General features: G+C 63.8%; 18 protein-coding genes and 1 pseudogene. 7 read left to right on the top strand and 12 right to left on the bottom strand.

Features of this window, described 5'->3' with window-relative positions:
* Positions 1 to 4: 4 nt before the first annotated feature.
* Positions 5 to 1,012 carry a patatin-like phospholipase family protein gene (locus HRV97_RS14235; RefSeq protein ID WP_174194937.1) on the bottom strand — a complete coding sequence of 336 codons (1,008 nt, stop codon included), beginning with the start codon at positions 1,010 to 1,012 and terminating at the stop codon, positions 5 to 7.
* Positions 1,013 to 1,089: 77 nt separating this feature from the next.
* Complete coding sequence (locus HRV97_RS14230) at positions 1,090 to 1,263, bottom strand: hypothetical protein (protein ID WP_174194800.1); 174 nt, start codon at positions 1,261 to 1,263, stop codon at positions 1,090 to 1,092.
* A 186-nt stretch (positions 1,264 to 1,449) separates the two neighbouring features.
* On the opposite strand from HRV97_RS14230, the gene HRV97_RS14225 reads away from it, so the two are divergent.
* On the top strand, positions 1,450 to 4,176 hold the full coding sequence (locus HRV97_RS14225; protein WP_174194936.1) for a PAS domain S-box protein: 2,727 nt from the start codon (positions 1,450 to 1,452) through the stop codon (positions 4,174 to 4,176).
* 65 nt (positions 4,177 to 4,241) lie between these two features.
* Here the strand turns inward: HRV97_RS14225 and HRV97_RS14220 are convergent, their stop codons facing one another.
* Complete coding sequence (locus tag HRV97_RS14220; protein ID WP_174194935.1) at positions 4,242 to 5,243, bottom strand: GGDEF domain-containing protein; 1,002 nt, start codon at positions 5,241 to 5,243, stop codon at positions 4,242 to 4,244.
* Positions 5,240 to 5,641, bottom strand: coding sequence for a hypothetical protein (locus tag HRV97_RS14215; RefSeq protein WP_174194934.1), 402 nt, complete (start codon positions 5,639 to 5,641; stop codon positions 5,240 to 5,242). The genes HRV97_RS14220 and HRV97_RS14215 overlap by 4 nt, the downstream gene beginning before the upstream one ends.
* 53 nt (positions 5,642 to 5,694) lie before the next feature.
* Here HRV97_RS14215 and HRV97_RS14210 point away from each other — a divergent pair, with 53 nt between their 5' ends.
* Together HRV97_RS14210 and HRV97_RS14205 are read left to right on the top strand one after the other, a co-directional pair.
* Entirely contained in the window at positions 5,695 to 6,195 is a 501-nt protein-coding gene (locus HRV97_RS14210) for a MarR family transcriptional regulator (RefSeq protein ID WP_174194933.1), read from the top strand.
* Positions 6,192 to 7,055, top strand: a complete 864-nt coding sequence (locus HRV97_RS14205) for an SDR family oxidoreductase (RefSeq protein WP_174194932.1) — start codon at positions 6,192 to 6,194, stop codon at positions 7,053 to 7,055. The genes HRV97_RS14210 and HRV97_RS14205 overlap by 4 nt, the downstream gene beginning before the upstream one ends.
* 135 nt (positions 7,056 to 7,190) lie before the next feature.
* Here the strand turns inward: HRV97_RS14205 and HRV97_RS14200 are convergent, their stop codons facing one another.
* From HRV97_RS14200 to HRV97_RS14195, 3 genes and pseudogenes are all read right to left on the bottom strand, one after another.
* Positions 7,191 to 8,939 carry a putative bifunctional diguanylate cyclase/phosphodiesterase gene (locus HRV97_RS14200; RefSeq protein ID WP_425505787.1) on the bottom strand — a complete coding sequence of 583 codons (1,749 nt, stop codon included), beginning with the start codon at positions 8,937 to 8,939 and terminating at the stop codon, positions 7,191 to 7,193.
* Between the two features lie 15 nt (positions 8,940 to 8,954).
* Positions 8,955 to 9,392, bottom strand: a pseudogene (locus HRV97_RS17870) (cache domain-containing protein); the annotation flags it as partial.
* A gap of 104 nt (positions 9,393 to 9,496) precedes the next feature.
* Complete coding sequence (locus tag HRV97_RS14195; RefSeq protein WP_174194930.1) at positions 9,497 to 10,090, bottom strand: cupredoxin domain-containing protein; 594 nt, start codon at positions 10,088 to 10,090, stop codon at positions 9,497 to 9,499.
* A 77-nt stretch (positions 10,091 to 10,167) separates the two neighbouring features.
* Here HRV97_RS14195 and HRV97_RS14190 point away from each other — a divergent pair, with 77 nt between their 5' ends.
* Positions 10,168 to 11,049, top strand: a complete 882-nt coding sequence (locus HRV97_RS14190) for a DUF3034 family protein (RefSeq protein ID WP_174194929.1) — start codon at positions 10,168 to 10,170, stop codon at positions 11,047 to 11,049.
* A gap of 1 nt (position 11,050) precedes the next feature.
* Entirely contained in the window at positions 11,051 to 11,521 is a 471-nt protein-coding gene (locus HRV97_RS14185; RefSeq protein ID WP_174194928.1) for a group I truncated hemoglobin, read from the top strand.
* A 31-nt stretch (positions 11,522 to 11,552) separates the two neighbouring features.
* Here HRV97_RS14185 and HRV97_RS14180 read toward each other — a convergent pair whose 3' ends face one another.
* From HRV97_RS14180 to HRV97_RS14165, 4 genes are all read right to left on the bottom strand, one after another.
* Complete coding sequence (locus HRV97_RS14180; RefSeq protein ID WP_246248748.1) at positions 11,553 to 13,406, bottom strand: M61 family metallopeptidase; 1,854 nt, start codon at positions 13,404 to 13,406, stop codon at positions 11,553 to 11,555.
* Between the two features lie 217 nt (positions 13,407 to 13,623).
* The gene (locus HRV97_RS14175) at positions 13,624 to 14,166 is read right to left on the bottom strand and encodes a hypothetical protein (RefSeq protein WP_174194926.1); all 543 of its coding nucleotides are present in this window, start codon (positions 14,164 to 14,166) and stop codon (positions 13,624 to 13,626) included.
* Positions 14,167 to 14,176: 10 nt separating this feature from the next.
* Entirely contained in the window at positions 14,177 to 15,325 is a 1,149-nt protein-coding gene (locus HRV97_RS14170) for a zinc-dependent alcohol dehydrogenase (RefSeq protein ID WP_174194925.1), read from the bottom strand.
* A gap of 82 nt (positions 15,326 to 15,407) precedes the next feature.
* Positions 15,408 to 15,986: a DUF892 family protein gene (locus HRV97_RS14165; protein ID WP_174194924.1), complete on the bottom strand. Its 579-nt coding sequence runs from the start codon at positions 15,984 to 15,986 to the stop codon at positions 15,408 to 15,410.
* Between the two features lie 407 nt (positions 15,987 to 16,393).
* Between HRV97_RS14165 and HRV97_RS17865 the strand changes: the two genes are divergently transcribed.
* Together HRV97_RS17865 and HRV97_RS14160 are read left to right on the top strand one after the other, a co-directional pair.
* Positions 16,394 to 16,813: an Rmf/CrpP family protein gene (locus HRV97_RS17865; RefSeq protein WP_425505785.1), complete on the top strand. Its 420-nt coding sequence runs from the start codon at positions 16,394 to 16,396 to the stop codon at positions 16,811 to 16,813.
* A gap of 346 nt (positions 16,814 to 17,159) precedes the next feature.
* Complete coding sequence (locus HRV97_RS14160) at positions 17,160 to 17,780, top strand: hypothetical protein (protein WP_174194923.1); 621 nt, start codon at positions 17,160 to 17,162, stop codon at positions 17,778 to 17,780.
* Positions 17,781 to 18,080: 300 nt separating this feature from the next.
* Here HRV97_RS14160 and HRV97_RS14155 read toward each other — a convergent pair whose 3' ends face one another.
* Positions 18,081 to 18,524, bottom strand: a complete 444-nt coding sequence (locus HRV97_RS14155) for a hypothetical protein (RefSeq protein WP_174194922.1) — start codon at positions 18,522 to 18,524, stop codon at positions 18,081 to 18,083.
* Between the last annotated feature and the right edge of the window lie 335 nt (positions 18,525 to 18,859).

Genomic DNA, 18,859 nt, shown 5'->3' with positions numbered 1-18,859 from the left:
AGGCTTAGGTGACAACCGTTGCGTTCAGGCCCACAGCACCCACCGCGATCGCACCCGCGTTGATGGCGTCCACGAGCCGCACCCCGGCACGGTGGCCCGCGCTCCAGCGCTTGGCGATCGTCGGGCCGGAGAAGTCGAGCGCCTTGCCCGCGATTTCGTCACCCTGATCCGCGTAAGGTATCCTGACCAGCGTGACGCGGCGGTCAGTGCGTCCCTCATAAGCAGCTTGCCAGCGCGCGATGCTGCGGCGGGATTGCGCCGCAAACATCAGATCCTGCATCCGCCCCGACGCTTCCCCCAAGGTTCGCGGTCGTTCACCGGACAAGGGCAGCAGGTCCACTGCGATGCACAAGGTGGGCCGCGATGGCGGATCGGCGAGAACAGGATCGAGCGGAAGGTTGGCTGAGAGCCCACCATCGACGAGCCACCGGCCGTCAACCTCGACTGGTGGAAACAGGACCGGCAACGCCGCGCTGGCGCGGATGTGCTCGGGCCTGACCGACTGGGTGGCGGTATCAAACACGACATCCTCACCATTGGTAACATCGACGGCAGTGGCGGTGAACCGGCAGGCACCATCGTTCAGCCGGTCGAAGTCGACCAGCCGCTCGAGCGTGGCCGCCAGTTGATCCGTTTCGTAAATCGAGGGCGCATCATGAAAGCCGGGCAGCTTCGCGGACAATATCGGCCCGAAGACGCCGTACCTGCCTGCCACGGCGGTCCAAGCGGCGGCGGTGCTCCGGCGCGCGGTCTCCATCTCGGGGGAGAGCCACGGATGGGTGAGGTCAAGTGGGCCGACAACATGCGATTGCCAGAAGCTCCGCAGCGTTCCGACGCGTCGCTCGGCAGGCGAGCCGGCGATCAACGCCGCATTGATGGCGCCCACCGATGTGCCAACGACCCACTCCGGCTCCAGGTCATGGGCGTGCAAAGCCTCGTACAAGCCCGCCTGAAAGGCGCCGAGCGCGTTTCCACCGCTCAAGACCAGAACAACCGCGACATCGGGCATCATGCAACAAGGTCCTGCTCGAGAATGCTTTACGGGAGCATGTTCACGCTCGAACAGCTGCTAGCGGCCGCCATCACCGATCAACCACACCTGGCAGCCCGCTGCTTGACGATGCGTTCCGCCGTTTCCGCCATCGCTTCCCACTTCAACGCGGCTGCTTCGTAGCGGTCACGCACATTCGTCAACGGGCTGGTACCGTGCGTGGCGCGCAACGCGGCCGCGCGGTCGCGGCATTCCTGTGCAGTCTCGGACATGTGAACTCCCTTTCGCGCATCAACGCGTCACGCTTTGTTCCGGGTCCGATACGGGCCGCCTTTGATCGCCACGACCGCACGCCCTGCCGAGACTTAGTGCTTTTGAGCAGGCGCCGTTGGTATAAATACCACCGCGCGACGGCACCCCGGTCGCAGCGGTTCAGGCGGACCTGAAGGGCATATTCGATGAGATCGACCAAGCGGCGATTGAACGCCATTGTCAACAATTCGACGATGGCGATCTTTCTGATGGACGATCGCCAGCAATGCATCTTCATGAACGCCGCGGCGGAGGCCTTGACCGGCTATAGACTGGAAGAAGCGCTGGACCGCCCGTTGCATGACGTGGTCCATCATCAGCGCCCCGACGGAAGCCCTTATCCGCTGGCGGAATGTCCCATCGACCGCGCCTTTCCCGAACGCGAGCGCATGCAGGGGGAGGAGGTGTTCGTCCACAAGGACGGGCATTTCTATCCGGTCGCGTTCACCGCCTCGCCGATCTTGGGCGACGACGGCCAGCCGATCGGCACGATCATCGAGGCGCGGGACCTGACCGCGGAAAAAGCGCGCGACGCAGCGCTGCGCGAGAGCGAGAGCCGCTTCCGTAACATGGCCGATCATGCGCCGGTCATGATGTGGGTCACCGACCCATCTGGCTATTGCAGCTACCTCAATCGGCAATGGTATGAGTTCACCGGCCAGACGCCGGCGCAGGCGGAGGGTTTCGGCTGGCTGGACGCGACACATCCGGACGACCGGCAGCGCGCGCAGGACGCCTTCGTCGTCGCCAACGCGGAACGACGCTCGTTCCGGGTCGAATACCGGCTGCGGCATGCGTCCGGCGCGTATCGCTGGGCGATTGACGCTGCGAGCCCGCGGTTCGGCGATGACGGCACCTATCTCGGCTATGTCGGCTCGGTGATCGACATTCACGAGCGTCGCGAGGCCGAGGAGCGGCTGGCGTTGAGCGAGGAGCAGTTGCGGCTCGCGCTCGAGGTGGCGGAGATCGGCCAATGGGATGTCGACCAGGCTACCGGGCGCATGTTCTGGCCGACGCGCATTAAAGCGATGTTCGGTATCTCGCCCGACGTGCCGGTGACCTTGGATGATTACCGCGACGGCGTGCATCCCGACGACCGCGAGAAGACGCTCGCGGCGTACGATTCCGCCAGCGATCCGCATCGCCGCACCCTCTACGACGTCGAATATCGCACCATCGGTAAGGAGGACGGCGTCGTGCGGTGGGTGGCGGCCAAGGGGCGCGGACTGTTCGACGCGCACGACCACTGCGTTCGCGTCATCGGCACCGCCATCGATATCACCGAGCGCAAGGCGGTCGAAATCCGCCTGCAGCAACTGAACGAACAGCTTGAACAGGAGGTCGCGCGCCAAACCGCGGAGCGCAACCGCGTGTGGGAGATGAGTCCTGATCTCCTGGCGATCATGGGTTTCGACGGCTTTCTGAAGGCCATCAACCCGGCTTGGGAAACGACGCTGGGGCGTGATGCCGCGACGCTGCTGGCAATGTCGTTCCGCGAACAGGTGCATCCTGATGACCATCTCGCCGTCCAGGCCGTGATGGAGCGATTGCTGCAGGGCGATAAGGTCGAGCGGTTCGAGGACCGGATCGCCCATGCCGATGGCAGTTGGCGTTGGATATCCTGGACCCTCGTGCCCGAAGGCGACGTGTTCTACGCGGTCGGTCGCGACGTCACGCAGGAGCGCGAAGCCGCGCACGAACTGCTGCAAGCGCAGGAAGCATTGCGGCAGAGCCAGAAAATGGAGGCGATGGGGCAGCTGACCGGCGGCGTCGCCCACGACTTCAACAATCTGCTCACCCCCATCATCGGCGCGCTCGATCTGCTGCAGCGTAAAGGTGTGGGCGGCGAGCGGGAGCAGCGGCTGATCGACGGCGCGATCCAGTCCGCCGACAAGGCGAGATTATTGGTGCAACGCCTGCTCGCCTTCGCGCGGCGACAACCGCTGCAGCCTGCCGCGGTCAATGTCAGCCGGCTGGTGGAAGGCATGGCGGAACTGCTTGCCAGTACGACGGGTCCGCAGGTTCGCGTCGTACTGGAGGTGGCAGATGATCTGCCGCTCGCGAAAGCGGACGCCAATCAACTCGAAATGGCGCTGCTGAACCTGGGCGTGAACGCTCGGGACGCGATGCCGCACGGCGGCACGCTTCGCATCAGCGCCACACGGGACAGCGTGCGCGAAGCCCGTGGCGCACTCAAGCGAGGGCATTATGTCCGGCTATCGGTCGCCGACAGCGGAACGGGCATGGACGAGGCGACACTGGCGCGGGCGATCGAACCCTTTTTCTCTACAAAGGGGATCGGCAGGGGGACGGGGCTGGGCCTGTCGATGGCACACGGCCTCGCGGCGCAGCTCGGCGGGGCGCTGACCATCAACAGCCGGGAAGGTATCGGCACCAACGTCGAGCTGTGGCTGCCGGTGAGCGTCCAGGTCGCAGAAGCGGAAACTGCGGCATCCCCTCCGGCAAGTGTCGCTACCCTGCGTGGTCTGGTGCTCCTCGTCGATGACGAGGCCATCGTTCGCGCCAGTACGGCGGACATGCTGATGGAGCTTGGCTACGAAGTGGTCGAGGCGGAGTCAGCCGAGGAAGCGATTGCCTTCGTCGCTGATGGCACGACGCCCGATCTGCTCGTCACCGATCATCTCATGGCGGGGATGAGCGGGGTGGACCTGGCCTTTGCGCTGCGCGACACCTTGCCCAAGCTGCCGGTGCTCGTGGTATCGGGCTATGCCAATGTGGCGGATCTGTCACCCGAGCTGCCGCGGCTGACCAAGCCCTTCAAGGCCTCGGATCTTGCCGCGAGCCTCGCGCTCATCATGAGCATGGCTTCGCCAGCCGCGACGCGATCCGATGACGGAGGTAAAACTAAATAGAACCAGCGGCGAGGATCCCCGGGCTGCAGCGATCCGCTGTCCTTCGGGTACCGTCGGCCTGTTGCTCAAGCCGCTTGATCGTCGCATCGACTGCTGATGATCTCGACGCAATTGCGCCCGGCTTTCTTGGCCGCGTAGAGGCCCAGGTCCGCATGCTTCAGCCACGTGTTCGCGTCATCGTCGTGGCCAAGCGTAGCCACACCAAAGCTCGCGGTCACGCGCAGGCGAGCACCTGCGCCGATCTCGAAGTCGGCGGCGGCGACCGAGCAGCGCACCCGCTCGATCGTGAGCAGCGCGGCGCGTTCGTCGGTTTCGGGTAGCAGGATCGCGAATTCCTCGCCGCCGAGCCGTCCAACAAGATCAGCCGGTCGCAGCGTCCGGACGCAGCAGGCAACGAGTTGTCGCAGCACCGCGTCGCCCGCGGGGTGACCGTGAGCATCGTTGATGCGCTTGAAATGATCGACGTCGAGGACGGCGAGGGTGATCGGGCGGTTGTAGCGCCGGCTGCGCGCGATTTCGCGATCGAGTGTCGCCAGAAAGCCGCGGCGCGACAGGCTTCCGGTCAATTGGTCGGTGGTCGCGATCTGACGCAACTCCAATTCGTCGACCACCAGGCGCGCGAATCCTGCCAGCACCTCGACTTGGGCGGGGGTGAACGCGCGGGGCATTGTGTCGATCGCGCACAACGCGCCGACCGCATGCCCGTCGGCGGTGATCAGCGGCACACCCAGATAGGCGCGGATGAACGGATCGCCGGTCACCAGCGGGCTGTCGGCGACCCGCGGGTCCAGCAATGCGTCGGCGATCGCCAGTGGCGCGCGCGCGGCGACCGTATGCGTGCAGAACGATGTTGACCGCGGCGTCTCCGTCACCGGCATCCCGTGATGCGCCTTGAACCATTGCCGGTGCGCATCGACCAGCGTCACGGTCGCGATCGGCACGCCCAGCACGGTGCGGACCAATGCCACGATCTTGTCGAACTGCTCCTCAGGCGCGGTGTCGAGGACATCCAGGCGGCGAAGCGCCGCCAGTCGGGCCGGCTCGTCGGTGAAAGGCTCGGACATCATGCCTGGCTCGTCAGGTGAAGAAAGGCTGCGGCAAGCTCGGCGCGGTAGCTATCGATCAGCACCGCCAGGTGGCGTTCGATACTCGCTTCGTCCAAGCCGGCCGCACGAAGTGCCGCAACCATCGACGACAAATTGTCGCGGTGGCGTGCCAGGCTTTGCTGCAGCATCGGCGGCAACTCTTCCGCGGCACCGTCGCCGAGGCTTTCGGATAGGGTCGCAAGCTGCGGTGTCGGCATGCCGCGCATATGCGAGAAAGTGACGAACAAACGGTAAAGTGGGCGCTCCGCTAGACCGGCCATCAAGGCAGCGGGAACGCCCGACGAAGGATGGAACGGATGCGCTAACCTCGCATGTCCTGCACCTGCCGACGTGTCGATCAATGTGAGCAGCAGGAACAAAAAGCCACGTTCTCAATTGACAATATGATGTCATATCGGAAGCAGGTTGTCGTGTGAGGGACAAGATTGAAACCGTTCGCGAGCTAGCACTCGCAATCTTCGCGGCGAACGGCCGGCTGATCGGTGCCGGTAACGAGCTCGTCGCGCATCTTGGGCTGACCAGCGCCTGGTGGCAGGTACTCGCGGCGCTACGCTACTCGCCCGTGCCGCTGCCCACGGCCTCCATCGCCCGCAACATGGGTTTCACCCGGCAGGCGGTGCAGCGCATCGTCGACGTGCTTGCCGAGCGCGGAATGGTCGATTTCCAGACCAATCCCCACCACCAGCGCGCCAAGCTCGTCGTGCTGACCCCCGCCGGTGTCGCGGCGGTCATGGGTGCGGAGAACGCTGTCGCGCCGCTCGATCAAGCCATCGCCGAGCGGATCGGGGCCGAGCGCCTGCAAGCCGCGATCGCGACATTGGGCGAGATGATGGCGGTCATTTCGGAACGGCTCGACGGTGTCGCAGCCACAACGCCTCAACCCTCCAGCATTCCTGAAGGAAATGTGCCATGATCCTGGTTCTAGGCGCCACCGGCGGCATCGGCGGTGAAGTCTGCCGGCTGCTGCAGCAAATGGGCACGCCGTTCAGAGCAATGGCCCGCAAGCAGGAGCAGGTCGACCGCCTCCACAGCAATGGCATCGACGCCGTCCTGGGCGATCTCGACCGACCCGAGACGCTGACACCCGCGATGACCGGCATCGACACATTATTCCTCGTCACCGCACCCACCCCCGCCCAACTAGTGCAGGAAACGGCAGCGATTGATGCCGCCAAGCGCGCCGGTGTCGGCCGCATCGTCAAGATCTCCGCCTCCGACTGCAACGTTCGCTCACGGATCCCCTGGGCGAGGGCGCACGCGCTGATCGATCATCACCTGCGCGCGTCGGGGGTCGATTGGACGATCCTGATGCCGACCGCGTTCATGCAGAACTTCCTGTGGTTCACCAAACCGGTCGCGAAAGGCTATCTGCCGCTCGGCGCCGGCAAGGGATCGCTTTCCTGGATCGACGCGCGTGACATCGCGCGGGTTGCCGCAGCCGTGCTGACGCAGGAGGGGCATAGCCGCGCCACCTATTTCCTGACCGGGCCCGAAACCTTCGACATGACGGAGGCTGCCGCGCGCTTGTCCGGCCTGATCGGTCGCGGCGTGCGCTATCTGGACCTGCCCACGCCGGTGTTCCGCACCGTCTTGCGACTGACCGGCAATTCGCGGTGGATGGCAAACGGGCTGGTCGCGCAGTTCAGCGACATGGTGGCGGGCCACCATGACATCGATCCAACAAGCGAGGTCGAACGCCTGACCGGCCAGCCGCCGCGCGATTTCGCGGCTTTCCTGCGCGATCACCGCGATGCGTTTGCTGGGGGTGCCTGATCGTCCGCACCGGAGCGCGAGGACCTTGCCATGCATCCGAGCAACCATCCAGCGGCGAGGAAAACCGGTGGAAGATACAACCTACGCCCGTCTCGCAGGTCAGCCGTGAGGCCAGCGTGCGGAGCGGAGGAAAGGTTAGGCGGCTCGGGCGCTCCTCGGCGTATCGATTATCTTTCGTGTGCTCATCTCGTCCAACGGCTTGCTGAACAAGAACCCTTGCAACGTGCTGCAACCCTGAGCTTGAAGCTCGGCATGCTGCCCGGCATTTTCGACGCCCTCCGCGGTGGTTTCCATGTGCAGCGCAGTTGCGAGGTCGACTATTGCCTTCACGATTGCGGCGGCGCTCGCATCGTGGGCGATATTCGTGATGAACGATCGGTCGATCTTGATTTTGTCGAACGGGAAAGATCGCAGATAGCTGAGCGATGAATAGCCGGTGCCGAAATCATCCAAGGCGACGCGCACGCCCAATGCACGCAACATGTGAAGGATCTGCAGCACGCCGGTTTCGCCGTCGAGAAACACGGATTCGGTGATCTCGATCTCGAGCCGGTTGGGCGCCAGCCCGCTGATTGCCAGCGCTTGCAGCACGATCGATCCGAACCCCGGCGAACGGAATTGTAGCGGAGACACGTTGACGGCGACGCGCACGTGCTCGGGCCACCCGGCGGCGACACGACATGCTTCGTGCAACACCCATTCACCGATTTGCGTGATCAAGCCGGTTTCTTCGGCGATCGGGATGAATTCCACCGGCGGGATCAGCCCGTGATCAGGATGGGGCCAGCGCAGCAGCGCCTCAAACCCTTTGATCACTTCGCCATCGCTCGCGACGATCGGCTGGAAATTGAGCTTGAACTGCCCAGTCCTGATCGCGACGCGCAGATCGGTTTCGATCCGACGCCGGCGCCGTGCCGCCTCGTCAAGCGATTGGTCAAAGAAGCGGAGCTCACCCCGGCCGTCGTGTTTGGCACGGTAAAGCGCGAGATCGGCGTTCTTCAGCAGTGCCGCTGCGTCCTCGCCGTCGGCGGGGAACATGGCGATGCCGATGCTGCTGCCCGTCACAATGGTGTGATCTGCAACCTCCAGCGGTTCTGAGAACTGGTCAAGGATCGTCCGACCCAGCCGGCGCGAGCGGCCGATGTCCTCCGCCTCTTGCACCACGATCGCGAACTCGTCCCCACCGAGCCGCGCCACCATCGCTCCGTCCGCCACCAGGAGCAGGCGCTCGGCGACCTGGCGCAGCAGGGCATCGCCGACCGGGTGTCCCAGCGTGTCGTTGATGCTCTTGAACCCGTCCAGGTCAAGGCACAGCACGCCTACCTGTTCATTCATGCGCGCAGCACGCGCGACCGCCTGTTCGAGCGATTGCTGAAACAACACGCGGTTGGGCAGTTCGGTCAGCCCGTCGTGAAACGCCAGGTGAGTGATGCGCTGCTCACGTTCCTTGATGCCGAGCGACATGCGATTGAACGATCGCGCCAACCGACCAACTTCGTCGTCGCTGTCGACGGCGACTTCGGCGCGCTCGCCGTTCTCGAGCCGCCTTGCCGCCGCATCGAGTGCCACGATCGGCTGCGCGATACCGCGTGCCAGTCGGCCGGTGCCGAGGACGATCATGAGGAGCCATGCCAATCCGGCAGCGATGAGGCCCAATTGGATCGAACGATACGACTGCATCGCACGCGTTATCGGATAGCTGAGCAGCAGCGCGGCCTGGGCGCGACCGTTGGGGGCAGCGAGCGGGCGGAGGATCGCGAAACTGCGCCCGCCTCGCGCCATCACGCTGGTAACCGCGCGTCCGGTGTCGGCGGGTAGCGTCAGATGGCCGTCGGTCCACGCGCCCCCGCGCGTGCGTGTCAGCATCTGCGCGGTGAGCGGCATCGCGAACAGCTTTTCCAGGCCGCGCATCTCGCTTGCGCCCAGCGGAATGACGAAGGCGATGCGGCCGATCTCGTTCGGCGCCATGATCGGCGCTGTGACGATGCGGCTGACGTGGCGTGCGGTCGCGACAACCGCGTCGCGGCGATCGCTCTCGATCGTGCCGACGAACCCCGCAACGTCGCCGCCGAGTTCGCCTGCATCGCCGATCACCTGACCTGCATCGGTCACGAGGACGACGTGCGGCACATCGGCGCGCGCGCGTAGGCTGTCGAGTGCGGATACGATTGTCGCGACATCGTTGCTGGCAACCGCGCTGCGAAAGCCGAAGTCGCGCGCAACGACGTCGGCGGCCCCCGTCAAAGCCCGCTCGCGCTCCTGCCATAGCCGATCGTAGACCGAGGCGCTGGTGGAAAGCTCGTCGGTCGCCGCGCTGCGCGCGCTGCGTTCGATCATCACTTGTGCCAGCACGGCCAGCACCACCAGCCCGACCGTGAACAGCCCGGCGTACAGGACCGTCAACCGCGTTCGCAGCGTCCGGAACGGTGGCAGCGCCAGTCTCATCGGCGCAACTGAAGCGTCGTGGTGAGCCCCGTCGCTGCGATGGAGGCGGGCTGTTCCAGTGTGTTGGCCGCTGCACGGATCGCCGGGTGCCACACGGAGATGCGCCCCGCGCCTGGCGCCACGTTCAGGCGCACGCGTCCGGCTGCGTCGGTCAGCGCCGTGAAAGGGCTGGCAGTGACGTACACGACGCCGTTCATGGGATCGTGAATGTTGCATCCCAGCGCGACGGCGCCGGGCTTGTCGAAAACGACGTTTCGGCTCTCGTCCAGGCCGAACAGCTTCAGCTCGAACTTCTTGGGCTTGGAGAAGGAATAGACGTGGTGCCGCACCTTGTCGAAATTGGGGAAGCTCACCGTGGCACCGACAGGCACGATCAGGACGTGCGGATCGAACTGGATGTTGCGCTGTGCAACCACGTAGGGGCCGCGCGGCCCCGGTGTAGCCGTACCCGGCATCGTCACCGTCACTACCGCGCCCGGCAGCGGCCGTCCGTCGACGCCGATCACCTGGATCGCCACGGGTGCCGCGTGCACGGCGGTGGCGATCGGCAATGCTGCCAATGTGAGTGCCACGATACAGGAAATACGCATGACGGCGGACCTACCGGAGGAAGGTTGCGACACGGTAAACTGCATCGTTAACCCAAGTTTGGAAGGTTCTGCGCGAAATGCGCAGCATGATTCGACCGTTCGTGACCGCCGTGCTGACCTTGTTGACCGTTGCACAGCCTGCCTTCGCCGGTGATCGCCGCGCGGGCGGCAAGCTGCTGCTCACCACCGGCGTCACCAGCGTGGAAGGTGCCGCGGGCGGTGGCCTCGCTACGTGGGCGGTGATCGTCGGCAACGAAACGCGCGACGGCATCGGTGGCAAGGCGCATGCGACGTTGGTGGCGCTGCCCGATTTCGACCTGACGAGCTTCGGTGCGGCGATCGGCGTCAACGATCGGCTCGAACTGTCGTACACGCGGCAGCGTTTCGATACACGTTCCGCGGGCGCGACGCTGGGGCTGGGGCGCGGCTTCACGTTCGGGCAAGACGTGTTCGGCGCCAAGCTGCGCATGGTCGGCGATGCGGTGTGGGATCAGGACAGCTGGCTGCCGCAGATTGCGATCGGCGTGCAGCACAAGCGGGCGAACCGCGGTGCGGTCATCCGTGCGATCGGCGGACGCCACGACCGCGGCACCGACTTCTATCTCGCCGCCACCAAGGTGGTGCTGTCACGCAGCCTGGTTTTGAACGCCACGATGCGCGCGACCAAGGCGAACCAATTTGGTCTGCTCGGGTTCGGTGGCGATCGGCATGACCATTATCGTCCGCAGGTCGAGGGTTCCGCCGGGATGATGCTCTCGCGAAGGCTCGTCGTCGGGGTTGAGGGGCGCAGCAAGCCGAGCAACCTCGGCTTCGCGCGCGAGCAGAAAGCGGTGGACGCGTTCGCGGCCTGGGCGGTCGCCCGCAATGTGTCGCTGACCGCCGCCTATGTCGACCTGGGCGATATCGCCACCGTCCGCCGCCAACGCGGCGCGTTCCTGTCCCTGCAAGGATCGTTCTGACATGCTGATCGCCGTTATCCTGCTGGTCCAAGCGAGCGTTGTCGTGCCCGCGGCCGAGCAGCCGGTCGCGCCCTACACGCAGTCCGACGCCAATGCCGGCGCAACGCCATTCACCAATGATCGTCTGTGGCGCGCGTTTCACGGAGAGGCAGGCGTGTCGCGGATCGTCGAGGATCTGGTCGCGCGCAACCAGAACGATCCGCGGATCAGCGACATCTTCAAGAACCAGGACCTAGTCAGGCTCAGGCGGGTGCTCAAGGAGCAGTTCTGCTACATTCTGGGCGGCGGGTGCAGCTACACCGGCCGTGACATGCGTGCAGCGCATAAGGACATGGGCATCCAGCGCGCAGACATGGCCGCGTTGGTCGAGAATCTGCAGGCGGCGATGCGTGTGGAACGCGTGCCTTTTGCAGCGCAGAACCATTTACTCGCCAAGCTCGCGCCTATGCACCGCGAAGTCGTCGAGCGTTGATCGAGGATCATTGCTACACTCTTCCGCGGCATCACAGGGGCGCGTAGATCTCGTCAAGCCGGGCTCGGCGTCCTTCGACGCGTTCCAGATGCGGGTGGCGGTGTCCGCCGGTGTAGGCGATCGACACCGCGCGGACGTGCTTGCCTGTCTGGACGATCAGCTCGATCGGCGCGCCCGATGCACTGGCCGCCACCGCCTGCCTAAGAATTTCAGCCGTGTAGGACGCACCATTGACCGCCAGCAGCCTGGTGCCGGTCGTGAGGCCCGCCGCAAAGGCCGGGCTGTCCCACAGCACGTCGCTGAGCGCGCCGTCGCTGCTCACCGTCACCCCGATGGAGAAGGTGAGCGTCGTCGTCCCGAACACGGCGTCCTTGCTAACCGCGTACGCGTTGGGCTCGTCTCGGAAGACGAGGCGATAGCCGCCACGTCTTATGCCATCATCGTCAGTTCCGTCGAACGTGCCTTCGAGCTGATTGGTGAAGAAGCCGCGCCAGTCGTAAGCGGCGATCGCGTTGAGCGCATCGGCCACATCGTCGAAAGCATATGTGTCGGTCACGCGCCACTCACCGTCGTTGCGCCCGAAGAAGGCGCGCGCGAAATCGTCGAGCGAGTGCCGGTCCTCCGTCAGCGCACGCAGACGGGTGTCGACGTCGAGCCAGATCAGCGCGCCTTCGCTGTAATAATCCTCGCTGCGCTGCCAGCTCGTCCACGGCAGCGGTGCACGCGCGGCGATGATCGGGTCGCGCGTGGTGTCGATCATCGGTCGCCAGCGACTGCCCGGCCGCGCCGCGAACGTGGCGGCGGTCAGCGCCAGCGAGCCGAGCGCCTGCTCGCGCGTCCACAGCCCCGAACGCGCGGCGAGCACCTTGCTCCAATATTGCGTCTGTCCTTCGTAGACCCACATCAAACTGTTGCGGATCGGCAGTTCGAAGCACGGCGACCAGGAGTCCTCACCACGCCGATGCTTGCCGTTCCAGCTGTGCACGAACTCGTGCGGCACCGTGTCCCGTCGCGCCAGCGCCTCGTCCCATCCGGTGAAGTAATCGGGGCCGGTGACGGCATCGAACGAGCGGTGATGCTCGACGCCGATGGCCGTCATCTCGTCACTGACCGCCAGCAGCATCTCGTAGCGATCGAAGTGACGTCCGCCAAACAAGCGGTCGCACTGCGTCACCACGGCGCGATGCGCGGCGATCTGCGGCTCGGTGGGGTCGATCAAGTCCGGTCGATCGCCGGCGAGATTGAGGTGAACCGTGCCCCGATCGTCGAGCGGGATCCGGCGAAAATGGCGGCCCGCCAACACCGGCGAGTCGACCAGCACGTCGAGCGGTGTCGGCGCGAAATGCAATGTGGCGCCGTCGCTCGCGCTTCGATCGAGAACGCAGGCCGCCTGCCAGCCCTCCGGCAATCGCAGGCTCGCCTCGACGGTGATCTGACGCGCGTAATGACCGGCCGGATACAGCACGACCGTATTCCATTGCAGCGCCAGCATTTCAGACGTGGCGATGACGCGACCTTGGGACGGATCAGTCGGTGAAAGGAACTGGAACTCGGCCTCGATCGCTGCCGCGCCGTCGGGCACGTCGACGTAGAAGGCGTTCACGGTTACGGGATGACGCTCCCACGTGAGGTCGTGACCGTCGGCCGCCACCGTCAGTCCGGCGAACAACTCGATCGGCGCTTGCGGCGCGTGAAAGCCCGGCAGCCATTTGGGATAAAGAAGCACGATCCGTCCGGCTCCGGAAACCGGTATCACTTCACGAACGCGATAGATGCCGCGCGCTACGTCGCGGGCATCGACCCACAAGCGGAGCACGCCGTCATAAGGAACATCATGCGGTTCGGGAATCGAAGTGGGCTGGGGCGTGGGTTGCGGGAAGTGCATGGTGTGCAGCTCTGGTGCGGCTATCCGCCTTGGTCACTCACATGAGGCAAGTTTACTGAATGGACGGGTCGTACGTTGCTCAGGCTCTTGCCGCGCAGGTCACGATGAGCCGTGGCAAGATGTTCAAGGCGCAATCGGAGTTATTCAGCAAACGATGTGTTGATCACCGCGATCAGCGTCGCGGTGACGCAAGGTTCTGCCTTCCTGGCGGTCACCACTACGAAACGTGTGTCGAGGCGACCGGGGCGATCGCGTCGGCTGTCGCAGTGTCGCGGTTCACGGCTTTGTTGGGCCGACGCAACGCCGTGACGAGCGTTGCGCTAAGCCCCAGGATCGCGATGGTCTTGATCGCAAACCCCTTCTTGTTGTGGCGCCATTCCGCGCGCACGCCCATCTCGGCTGGGATGTTGGGTACGCGGCCCCGCCGTGCATCGTCGATTATCCCCTCGGCCACGCTCAGCCGGTCGGCGCTCATCAGCATCAGCCAGTGGAACCAGTCGGACTCGCTGCGCTTGAACGCGGCGCGCCGAACCATGCCCGACAAGCCCTGGGGCGGCGCTGACGTGCCCGTCACCGAAGGACGGCGGTTGTGCTCGATGGATTGCAGCACCTCCACCCCTGAGTGCTGGATAGCAGGTCGCTGCCAATCCAGCCCGCGCGTCTCCATCTCCTCGGTATGACGCATCGGATAGGCCGGATCGTTCTCGGGGTCGGCATCGACGCCCCAGCCGGGGATCGTGGCGGTATCGATTCTGCTCATCGCGTGTTCCTCAAAGGCCATGGGGCAGCAGCACGGGCTTGATGCAGCCGTCGAGTTTTGCCGCGAACATGTGGTATGCGTCGGCAATGTCTTCCAAGGGTACGCGGTGCGTGATCATCGCCTTGGGGTTGATGTGGCCCACGCGAATATGCTCGATCAGCCGAGGAAGCAGCCGCTTCACCGACGCCTGATTGGCGCGCACGGTGATGCCTTTGTTCACGACATTGCCCATCGGCACGATGTTGCCGGTCGGGCCGTAAACCCCGACGATCGAGACGATTCCACCCTTCTTGACCGAGTTGATCGCCCAGTGAAGCGCGATCGCGTTGCCGGCTTCCCATTTCAGATAAACGCCGAGCAGCCGCTGCAGCTTGTTACCCGCAGCATCGCCGCCGACCGCGTCGATGCAGACATCCGCACCCAATGAGTCGGTCTGCTTCTTGATGAAGACCGCCATGTCGTCGATCTCGCGAAAATTATAGACTTCGGCCGGCGCAAACGTGCGCGCAAACTCGAGCCGGTAGTCGAGGTGATCGATCACGATCACCCGCCCGGCGCCGAACAGCCAGGCGGAACGTGCCGCCATCAGGCCGACCGGTCCGGCGCCGAACACCACCACCGTGTCGCCGCGTTGAATGCCGCCCATCTCGGCCGCCTGATAGCCGGTCGGCACCACGTCGGTCAGCAGCACGGCGTCGTCCGGGTCCATCCAGTCGGGGATCACCACCGGACCGACATCAGCGTAGGGCACGCGCACGAACTGCGCCTGGCCGCCGTCATAGCCGCCGGCGGTGTGCGAGTAACCGTAGATGCCGCCCACCGCGGTCGCCTGCGCATTGGACTCGTGACAATTGCCGAACAGCCCTTGCTGGCAGAAGTGGCATTTGCCGCACGCGATGTTGAACGGCACGAGGACGTGATCGCCCACCTTCAGGTTGCGAACCTCGGGCCCGACCTGCTCGACGATGCCGCAGAATTCGTGCCCGAATGTCTGGCCCACGCGGGTATCGGGAACCATGCCGTGGTAGAGGTGAAGATCCGATCCGCAGATGCACGAACGAGTCACTTTCACGATCGCGTCTTCGGGATGCTCGATTACCGGCATCGGCTTCTCGTCGGCACGAACCCGGTAGGGTCCGCGGTAGTTCATCGCCAGCATGGTGCCGCTCCAATTCTCTTGCCGTTGAACGAGTAAGCTGATCGGACAGCAAACGTTCCCGATATTGCTCGAGATCAAGAAGTTAGCAGGCCGGCTGCATCGATCCGGAGCTTAACACCAAGCCTGTCGGTCGCGCTTTCGAAACGCGGTCGGTTGCGATCTCTTCTGCATGGTCGGCGGCAGCCAGGTTCAGCAAGGCGCTGTTGCCAAGGCCACGAGCCAAGCCGATCACCGTTTCGGAGGACACGATCTCGGCAGCCTTCGCTTTCCGGATCGCGCCGATCAACGCGATGGCGAACAACCGGCCGAATTGGGGCTGACGCATGTCCCGCTCGGCATCGTTCAATATGCCGCTTATCCAGAGGTTCTCAGGGCCAGTTACGTTGATCGCGGCAGCGATGCGTGCCGCCTGTGTGGTGACGAGGACCACCTGTGTTTCGAGTGCCGCCCTTAATTGCGGATCGCTGCAATGCTTTGCCAGCTTCGGCAACCGAGTAATCTGCGTTTGCTTTCCCGTGCGCAGGTCCTGGAGTGCGACAATGAAGTGACGGGATGGGAGTCGAAGGCGACGCTGATGCGCTCGCCACCCAGGTGGCGCGCCGCAATCTCGATTTCTGACGAAGGCCGCGTGATGCCGACCGTGGCCGCGTGATGCGCTCAATCACAATCCTCTGGCCAACCGCTGCCGATGGCGAGTGCCTCGCCAAGGTTACCGGCAGGTTGTGTGGGCATTCGGAACTGAGGTAAGGTGCTGCGGTAATTGTCTCGTCTAAGGGACTCCGTCAACCGCCGATGCTTTCTCCAGGCCAGTACATTCTTGAAGCGCTTCAACAGCTCGTCAGCGGTGGTGACACCTCGTGGCATGGGCTTGCGAAGTGCGTACCCAATTCAGGCGCTCTGACACTGAACGAACGGGCAGCTTGGCGCGAGCTGTCGCTGTGAACCGAGAAACGAGACCTGCGCCTAGTTCATGCGCGGTACGCGCGCTTCAAGCGCGATTGAATGTGCGATCACCTCGCGGCATTGCAGGTTCGGTAGGACAAAACGCTTAGGTTTCCGAGATCGCACATGTTGCCACATGTCCCCGCTGATGCCCCGCACGCCAACGAGGATCGTGAGCTTGCTGTGCGCGCTGCGCGGGAAGAGGGGCGGCGTGCTGGTCACGACTGCGAAGCGTCTGCAGTCGATTGCCCCTACGTCCACAACAGCGAACTTCAATTTGCCTGCCGCACCGCGTGGCTACGTGGGTTCTCGAAAGGGCGAGGGGAGCTGCGGCACAAGGCTCCTTCCCCGCAGCCCGTAGCTCCACCGGTCGGCGATCCCGTCACGCTGCGCCACGTGGCGAAGATGGTACGCTCTCGGATCGGCAAGCCGGCCGAGGTGTCGCCCGCTGACCAAGCGCGCTTGGCCACTTCCTCGGCCATGCTTGACCTTGCGCGAGACCTTGAAGACCTCGCTAAGAGCGTTGATGCTCGTTACGGGCGATAGGAGGGCGTAAGCACGCGTAAGCGAGGCGCTACTCTTCTTGCAAGCGAATGGGGCAGCTCGGGCGCCAGCTGGCTTTCCAGCCTTTGTTCTTCCAATCTTAGTGATCAGCCACACTCCGCTGACCAGTGGATATCCTCACGAGTTGCCGCGAGTACGTAGGCAGGTGTTGCGACGATCTGGAAACCGGCAGACAGCTCAGAGGGTATCGCTGATCATCCCAGCTCTTGATTCGGCTTATTGGTGGGTCGGCTAACTTAGGTGACCGGCAGTTATCTCACTTTTACCTCGGTTATCACTCTAGATTAGAATAGCTCATAACGGGTTTAAAGCGCCCTTTAGTCTTAACATGGCGCAACTCTTGTTATTGGAGTGGCGGGAACGAGCAGCGTATTTACCTGTTTCATCGCAGCCGTTTGAAAGCGGTGTGTTTGAGAGAGGGAAAATCATGGTTCATGCATCGGCTATTTTCGACACCCACGCAGAAGCAGAGCGCGCGGTCTCGGAACTTCGATCCTCGGGTGTACGGGACACCGACCTCTCGATCATTGCTCATCATGGCGGCACCACGACGGCTACCTCCGGCGAGGGCGAGATCACCGACGAGCATCATCGCAATGTCCTACGGGGCATTCTTGGAGGCGGCGCACTGGGTGCCGGCTTGGGTGTTGCGGCCCTTGCGATCCCGGGGGTCGGCCCTCTTGCTGCTGCTGGTGCCATTGCTGCATCGGCCGTTCCTGAAGCCATGGCGATCGGCGCTGGCCTGGGTGCGTTGACCGGCACGTTCAACGAAGTGCTGACGAAGCACGGCGTCGGTGACGAAGACGCCAGCTACTACAGCGGCCGCATGAAGGATGGTGGCGTGGTCGTCACTGTTGGCGGTGGCGACATCAACGGTCAGAGTGCGCAGGACATCCTCTACCGCAATGGCGGACACAACGCCTCACAGGCACGCGCGTCCACGTACTAAGTCGCACAGCCGTCCGCAGCCGTCCTCACCGGCGCTGCGGGCGGCGTCAGTGTTAACTGTGCTACGCGGCACGCAGGTCCGTCTTCCAATTCGGCAACGGCGTCGCGCAAGCGGCATTGTAGGTACGAGAAGCTTGATTGCACCCGAAAAGATCGCCACCAGCGGGAGAGCCCAAGTTAGAGAGGTGCGCGACACGGCTACATGATGGCGAAGCAAAAGGCTTGCCGCAACGTCCGCTCCTACCAAAACACGATATGCTGGCTTGCCAACAACTCAAGACATTGCGCCTATGAGTGCGGTTCAGAAGCGGAGCTTCAAATCTTCGTTGACGGCGACAGCCGACCACTGGCGGCTAAGCTCATTCAAGCGGTGCCGGATTGTCCCGACATCCGCGTGCGAGATCGCGGCAACGCTGTGCCCGCGAGCTTCGCAGGCATGCTCGTAAGTGGCGACCAAGTCCGCGGCTGGAACACGACCACCCCAAAGTTCGGCTTGAAACACCTCCACCAGTCGCTCGATTGCCTCTTCGCTGTCCCCGCCTTCAGTCCCGAACTCTGCCGGCTTGCCGTCTTTGACGAGCGACAAGAACCCTCGGTGCGCGAGCACGCTCTCTACGGCGTAATGCACCATCTCATGCGGTATGATGCCCTGCTTCGGGCAAGAAATGGTTTCCCGCCCGCCAGCCTCGCGGACGATGGTGAGATCGTCGATCTTACCGCTGCGCTTCACGAAGATCAGTTCCATGCGCCAACTTCTATGCAGTTGGGGGCAGATTTGAAGTGCTTATTCTTTAAGCCGGTCAGGGCGCTTTCCAACAACTCACGAGGCTCAACTACCGTCTGTTTTCACCTATTTGCGAACATTTGAGTGCAAGTCGAATCTGACTAGGTGCGAAAATAAACAGGCTGCACATGAAGCCGAGAGGATGGTTCAGCTGAACGCCATTACCGCTTGGAACCGTTGTAATACGATAAGGACAGCATTGTTGGCGCTTAACCCGGATACGACTGGCCCGATCTGTCACGTTGCGACATAAGCACTTACGCTTTCTGATGCGGTGCGAACACTAGTCGTTCGGT

It is taken from the genome of Sphingomonas hominis (genome assembly GCF_013328205.1).
Classification (GTDB): Bacteria; Pseudomonadota; Alphaproteobacteria; order Sphingomonadales; family Sphingomonadaceae; genus Sphingomonas; species Sphingomonas hominis.
Note: the sequence above shows the minus strand (reverse complement) of the source record. Positions and strands in the feature narration are given on the sequence as shown.

Excerpts from the sequence above, each read along its gene's own strand:
- HRV97_RS14190 (WP_174194929.1), top strand. The coding sequence starts at position 10,168 with ATGCGCAGCATGATTCGACCGTTCGTGACCGCCGTGCTGACCTTGTTG.
- HRV97_RS14170 (WP_174194925.1), bottom strand. The coding sequence starts at position 15,325 with ATGCTGGCGATGAACTACCGCGGACCCTACCGGGTTCGTGCCGACGAG.
- HRV97_RS14230 (WP_174194800.1), bottom strand. The coding sequence starts at position 1,263 with ATGTCCGAGACTGCACAGGAATGCCGCGACCGCGCGGCCGCGTTGCGC.
- HRV97_RS14155 (WP_174194922.1), bottom strand. The coding sequence starts at position 18,524 with ATGGAACTGATCTTCGTGAAGCGCAGCGGTAAGATCGACGATCTCACC.
- HRV97_RS14225 (WP_174194936.1), top strand. The coding sequence starts at position 1,450 with ATGAGATCGACCAAGCGGCGATTGAACGCCATTGTCAACAATTCGACG.
- HRV97_RS14235 (WP_174194937.1), bottom strand. The coding sequence starts at position 1,012 with ATGATGCCCGATGTCGCGGTTGTTCTGGTCTTGAGCGGTGGAAACGCG.
- HRV97_RS14205 (WP_174194932.1), top strand. The coding sequence starts at position 6,192 with ATGATCCTGGTTCTAGGCGCCACCGGCGGCATCGGCGGTGAAGTCTGC.
- HRV97_RS14160 (WP_174194923.1), top strand. The coding sequence starts at position 17,160 with ATGGCGCAACTCTTGTTATTGGAGTGGCGGGAACGAGCAGCGTATTTA.
- HRV97_RS14175 (WP_174194926.1), bottom strand. The coding sequence starts at position 14,166 with ATGAGCAGAATCGATACCGCCACGATCCCCGGCTGGGGCGTCGATGCC.
- HRV97_RS17865 (WP_425505785.1), top strand. The coding sequence starts at position 16,394 with ATGTTGCCACATGTCCCCGCTGATGCCCCGCACGCCAACGAGGATCGT.
- HRV97_RS14180 (WP_246248748.1), bottom strand. The coding sequence starts at position 13,406 with ATGCACTTCCCGCAACCCACGCCCCAGCCCACTTCGATTCCCGAACCG.
- HRV97_RS14220 (WP_174194935.1), bottom strand. The coding sequence starts at position 5,243 with ATGATGTCCGAGCCTTTCACCGACGAGCCGGCCCGACTGGCGGCGCTT.
- HRV97_RS14200 (WP_425505787.1), bottom strand. The coding sequence starts at position 8,939 with ATGCCGCTCACCGCGCAGATGCTGACACGCACGCGCGGGGGCGCGTGG.
- HRV97_RS14185 (WP_174194928.1), top strand. The coding sequence starts at position 11,051 with ATGCTGATCGCCGTTATCCTGCTGGTCCAAGCGAGCGTTGTCGTGCCC.
- HRV97_RS14195 (WP_174194930.1), bottom strand. The coding sequence starts at position 10,090 with ATGCGTATTTCCTGTATCGTGGCACTCACATTGGCAGCATTGCCGATC.